The following is a 4568-nucleotide window of genomic DNA, read 5'->3' as shown; positions in this document are numbered from 1 at the left end:
CTTTTGATATTTGGGATATTATTACTAATTTGACAGGTTGTCTAATCGGCTATTCTATTTTCAGCTTGCTAAAAAGGCGAGTGAATCTATTTGTTTAGAAAGTTGTGGGGGACTCTTAGCGCAAACAAAAAATTTGTTTCTAGCGGTGGTTCGTGGTAACTTACAATTAGTAAGTGGGGTGTGTGAAAATGGAATATCTTTATCAGACAGGAAAACCGAATGGCAAGAAGTTTATTTTACTGCATGGAACAGGTGGCGATGAGACTTCATTAGTGGATCTGGCGAAGGTTCTAGATGCAGACAGCACGATTTTATCTTTGCGAGGAAAAATCAAAGAAGATGGGATGAACCGCTTCTTTAAACGTAATGGTCTGAATAAGTTTGATTTTGAAAGTTTGGAAAAAGAAACCGACCATTTGTTGGCAGTTATCCAAGATGTTAGTGAGGAAAAGAACATCGCGTTAGAAGATTGGATCTTAGTTGGTTATTCCAATGGAGCAAATATCGCGGCTCATTTATTATTGGAACGTGAGACAACGTTGAATAAAGGAATCTTTTTCCACCCGATGTCGCTGGAGGTCCACACCCAAACCTTTGATTTAGCGGATAAGAAGATCTGGGTTTCTTATGGCGGTGTGGTAGATCCGATTGTCAGTGAGGCCTCCTTTGCAGAATTAGTCACGGCTTTTCGTGATCGCGAGGCAGAAGTCACCGTAGTTAAAACAAGTCAGGGCCATCAAGTCACGCTAGAGGAAGTCCAAAGTGCTCGTGAATGGCTGAAAGAGTAGTGTCGCTCCTTTCGCTTGTGGTAAAATGAGTCAAAGGGGTGGCGCAATGACAGATTCATTTGAATACAAAGGCTTGACCATAACAACAACGGATTTAGCGTTTAATGATAAAGAATTACAAAAATTATTGACCTTCGAAGGAGCAATCACCCATGAGCGCTTGAAGGGCTATCATTTTCATTATTATTTGATGCCAGAATATGATCTGACTGGTTTACTGGAAAAACTTGGCGAAGCAGAACGTAAAGCGAAACGGATATACCATATTAAAGGTCAATTAGTTGCTAGCGATTTGAAAGACATGAATGTAGACGGTTATTACATGGCGACGAATTGGGGCTTTATGCAGGTAGATAATCATAAATAAGCGATGGAAGAGCAGCCTTCCATCGCTTATTTTTTGTTTACTATTTAAAAGTTCCCCAACTTGCTTCGATTCGTTGCTGCCCATCGGAGCGACCGGTAGCGAGGTATCCATACGTTCCGTTTGCTCGTTTTTGTCGAAGCCAGACATAGCCTTGTTCGTGGGCAAAGGCCTCGTAGTGGATCGTTTGTCCGGCTTGTAATACTGCGATGCTTTGAGCTTGCGGATTCGGTGCTGTGCGTAGATGAATCGCTGTGTTTAGAGTAAAGGTTCCTTTTTCGGCAATCCCCCAAGCGGCTGTCTGTTGACTATTAGCAGTAAAAAAATTCAATGGTTTTCTGCCAGACAAGCGATTGAGATCTAAGGCGTCACCGTAACCAGGTAGACGTCCTTTTGACGTGTACTGATGGAGATCATAGTTTTTGTTGACGGTCGGTTGAATCCCTTGATAACTGCCACTATTTGTTCCATAACTAGGCAGCCAAAGGGCATCGAAATTCTCAACCGCTAGATTGAATTGAGCGTACAGATGGTGAGCGACATAAAGGCCGACTTTTTGTCCGGAAAGTTGTTTTAAGGTTTGCCGAAAAATTTCTACGCCGCCACGTAGATCCTTCATGCTTTGTTCCTCAACATCTAGCCAGTAAAAAGTTGGTTGGAACGTTTTTGCTCGTTCAAAAAAGACCCGTGCTTCCTGAGCCATATCTTCGTGATTGATCCCGCGAACCCAGGCATAGACGGCGGTAGGGATCCCTATTTTTTGAAAGTGTTGCAAATGGGTCTGGTAAAATTTATCGCAATGAGCCGAGCCATATTGGACACGGATAATAACGTGATCGATTTGTTGGGCTAATAGGGCGTAGTTGATTTGAGCAGGCGATTGCCATTCGCTGATGTCGATAATCATTGGTCGAGTCATTTGGATTCCTTCTTTCTCTTGTTTTACATGATCATGTGCCCTCATTCTGAGGGGAAGCTCCCCAAAAGTAAAAGAGCAATTTTACCATTTTGGCTCAATTTTGCACGGAAAAAAATCAGAAAAGCTGATTTAATCACGTTTTCGAAAATGGAACGGGTAAAATTGGCCGTTTGTGTGCAAAATTGGGCTTCGCCAAAAAAGCTTTTTTCCTTCATTTTTAAGGCACCGGCCGGAAATAAAAGTGAAGGAGCAGCGATGATGAAAAAAGAGACCCCAGAGGACTTGTTGCAAAGATATGAGCCGCTATTCCATAAAGTTTTAAGCTCGTGCCATATTTTTCGTAGCAATCCTGATTATGAAGATTATTTACAGACGATCCGTCTAAGCTTTTTTGAAAAGAGTCGGGAAATGGCTGGATCTGTGGATGAACAATTGACTTTGATGTATCGTTTTTTGTGTTGGCGAGTCCGGGATTATCAGCGCAAACAATACTATCAGCAGGCCTTGATCGAAAAAATTTCCGGCTATGAATTAAACCAGACGGTGACGCTGGAAGAGTCTATTTTGTGGGAAGATTTTTTAGAACGTTTATGGCCAAAACTAACGATTGGAGAACGCCGCTATTTGTACGCGCGTCTGTATCTAGGCTTGCCGATGAATCAGATCGTAGCAACTTATCAAGTCAGCCGCTCAACGGTATTGAATTGGAAACGAAAATTAGCGAAACGTTTTGAATAAAAAATTTCTGTGCATTTAAGTGGAAAGTCACGTTAATAAGGATGTAAGCAGTCGCGACCTTACAAACTACCAATAAGGGGGAGTCTTAAATGATTCAAAAGATGGGTACTAAGTTGCAAGTTCAATTAGAACAGAGTGCAGGTGAAAAACGAAATGTCAATTTCAGCAATGTGATCGATGCGCCAGCAGAAGAGAAAATCATTGCATTAGGGGATATTTTAGTAAATCTAGCGAAAGATACGCAATTGGACGGCATCGTATTAACGCAGCAATCTCGGATCACTAAATAAAAGGAGGAATTACCATGTTAAAATTATCTGCAGCATTTGAGAATAGTCTCGGCAAGACTCATCGCTGGACCTTCAGCGAACCGAATAAAGAACTGAGCAGCTTGGAGATTCAAGAACAGCTAGAAAGAATGTCCGACTTGGCACTTTTTGAAAAAGACGGAGCGCAATTATATACGAAAGCTACTAGCGCAAAGTTTGTCGAAACGATCGAAACACCAATCTTTTAATGAATGAAACTGTGTCGGCGCTGCTGGCACAGTTTTTTTAGGCCAGGCGTGGTTTTGTGAACCAATTCTATGATAAAATGCAGACGGACTGAACGACAGGAGATAGGATTATGTACACAAAAGAAGTATTCAATCATAAAATGAACAGCTGGATCAACATTGACGCAGAAAATGTGGACGAGCTGAAGAATCTTTATCGTGATTATGGGATCGATAGTGAATTTATCGATTATTCATTGGACCGGAATGAACGAGCTCATTTAGACTATGACAAAGTAACAGATGTGCTACTACTGATTTTTAATGCACCCAATCGTCGTAAGATCGACAATCATTATGAGACCGTACCGATGCCCTTTATTGTGGTCAAGCGCACCTTGATTACCGTGACCAATCCGCAGAATAAGTATTTATATTTTGAAATCAAAAATTATCTAGAGAAAAACCCAGACAGCAGTTTGTTTGAACTGTTATTCGGCAGTCTCTTTATTATCTCAGATCAGTATTTTCCATTTGTTGAAGGGATGGACCGCGATCGTAAACGGATCAGTAATTTGTTGAAGGAAAAAACTACAAAGCAGAATCTCTTATTGTTATCTGACTTGGAAACGGGGATCGTTTATTTCGTGACAGCTTCACGCCAAAATGTATTACTAGTGCAGCAAATCAAAAGTCATGGTATTTATCGTCTGCTGAGTGATCAGGAAAAAGAAAGGCTAGATGATGTCATGATTGAAGCACAGCAGCTAGTCGAGATGACACAATTATCCTCTCAAATCCTGCAGCAACTGTCTGGGACCTATAACAATGTTTTGAATAATAATTTGAATGATACCATGCGCGTCTTAACTGTATTGTCTGTTTTATTAACGATCCCTACCATCGTGACAGGCTTTTTCGGAATGAATATGCCACTGCCGTTGGAACACAATGCTTCCGGTTGGATCATTACGATTGCAGTCAGCTTGCTACTATGGTTCGGACTTTCTTACTTGTTGCGGAAATTGATGAAATGAAGCGACTGTTGTCAGATCGACTTCATTTATTATGAATGGTAAAAGGGGCTGTGACATAAGTGAATTCTGTTACGCTCCACAAAAACAAGAATCTCTTGGAAAACCGTAGTGTTTTCCAAGAGATTCTTGTTTTTTTCTGGATATAGAGCGTTTAGGTGGATAGTTTGGCTAGTTTCATCATGTTAATCGCTGTAATCAAGATTCCTGATTGTTTTCTGACCTTCTT

7 protein-coding genes are annotated in these 4568 nt (G+C 41.0%); 6 read left to right on the top strand and 1 reads right to left on the bottom strand.

Translation table 11 applies throughout. From position 1 onward, the window contains the following. Positions 1-188: 188 nt before the first annotated feature. Both EP1_RS13075 and EP1_RS13070 read left to right on the top strand, forming a co-directional pair. The gene (locus EP1_RS13075; protein WP_067628274.1) at positions 189-788 is read left to right on the top strand and encodes an alpha/beta hydrolase; all 600 of its coding nucleotides are present in this window, start codon (positions 189-191) and stop codon (positions 786-788) included. Positions 789-834: 46 nt separating this feature from the next. Beyond that, positions 835-1155 carry a hypothetical protein gene (locus EP1_RS13070; RefSeq protein WP_245630623.1) on the top strand — a complete coding sequence of 107 codons (321 nt, stop codon included), beginning with the start codon at positions 835-837 and terminating at the stop codon, positions 1153-1155. A 40-nt stretch (positions 1156-1195) separates the two neighbouring features. Here EP1_RS13070 and EP1_RS13065 read toward each other — a convergent pair whose 3' ends face one another. Continuing rightward, the gene (locus tag EP1_RS13065; protein WP_245630622.1) at positions 1196-2116 is read right to left on the bottom strand and encodes a GH25 family lysozyme; all 921 of its coding nucleotides are present in this window, start codon (positions 2114-2116) and stop codon (positions 1196-1198) included. A 213-nt stretch (positions 2117-2329) separates the two neighbouring features. Between EP1_RS13065 and EP1_RS13060 the strand changes: the two genes are divergently transcribed. From EP1_RS13060 to EP1_RS13045, 4 genes are all read left to right on the top strand, one after another. Continuing rightward, on the top strand, positions 2330-2809 hold the full coding sequence (locus EP1_RS13060) for an RNA polymerase sigma factor (RefSeq protein ID WP_067628268.1): 480 nt from the start codon (positions 2330-2332) through the stop codon (positions 2807-2809). A gap of 89 nt (positions 2810-2898) precedes the next feature. After that, complete coding sequence (locus tag EP1_RS13055) at positions 2899-3099, top strand: hypothetical protein (protein ID WP_067628265.1); 201 nt, start codon at positions 2899-2901, stop codon at positions 3097-3099. 14 nt (positions 3100-3113) lie between these two features. Then, the gene (locus tag EP1_RS13050) at positions 3114-3326 is read left to right on the top strand and encodes a DUF2922 domain-containing protein (RefSeq protein ID WP_067628262.1); all 213 of its coding nucleotides are present in this window, start codon (positions 3114-3116) and stop codon (positions 3324-3326) included. 110 nt (positions 3327-3436) lie between these two features. Beyond that, the gene (locus EP1_RS13045) at positions 3437-4342 is read left to right on the top strand and encodes a magnesium transporter CorA family protein (protein ID WP_067628259.1); all 906 of its coding nucleotides are present in this window, start codon (positions 3437-3439) and stop codon (positions 4340-4342) included. Positions 4343-4568 lie beyond the last annotated feature (226 nt).

The organism is Enterococcus pseudoavium NBRC 100491, from assembly GCF_001544295.1.
GTDB classification, from domain to species: domain Bacteria; phylum Bacillota; class Bacilli; order Lactobacillales; family Enterococcaceae; genus Enterococcus_A; species Enterococcus_A pseudoavium.
This window is presented reverse-complemented; position numbering and strand designations above follow the sequence as displayed.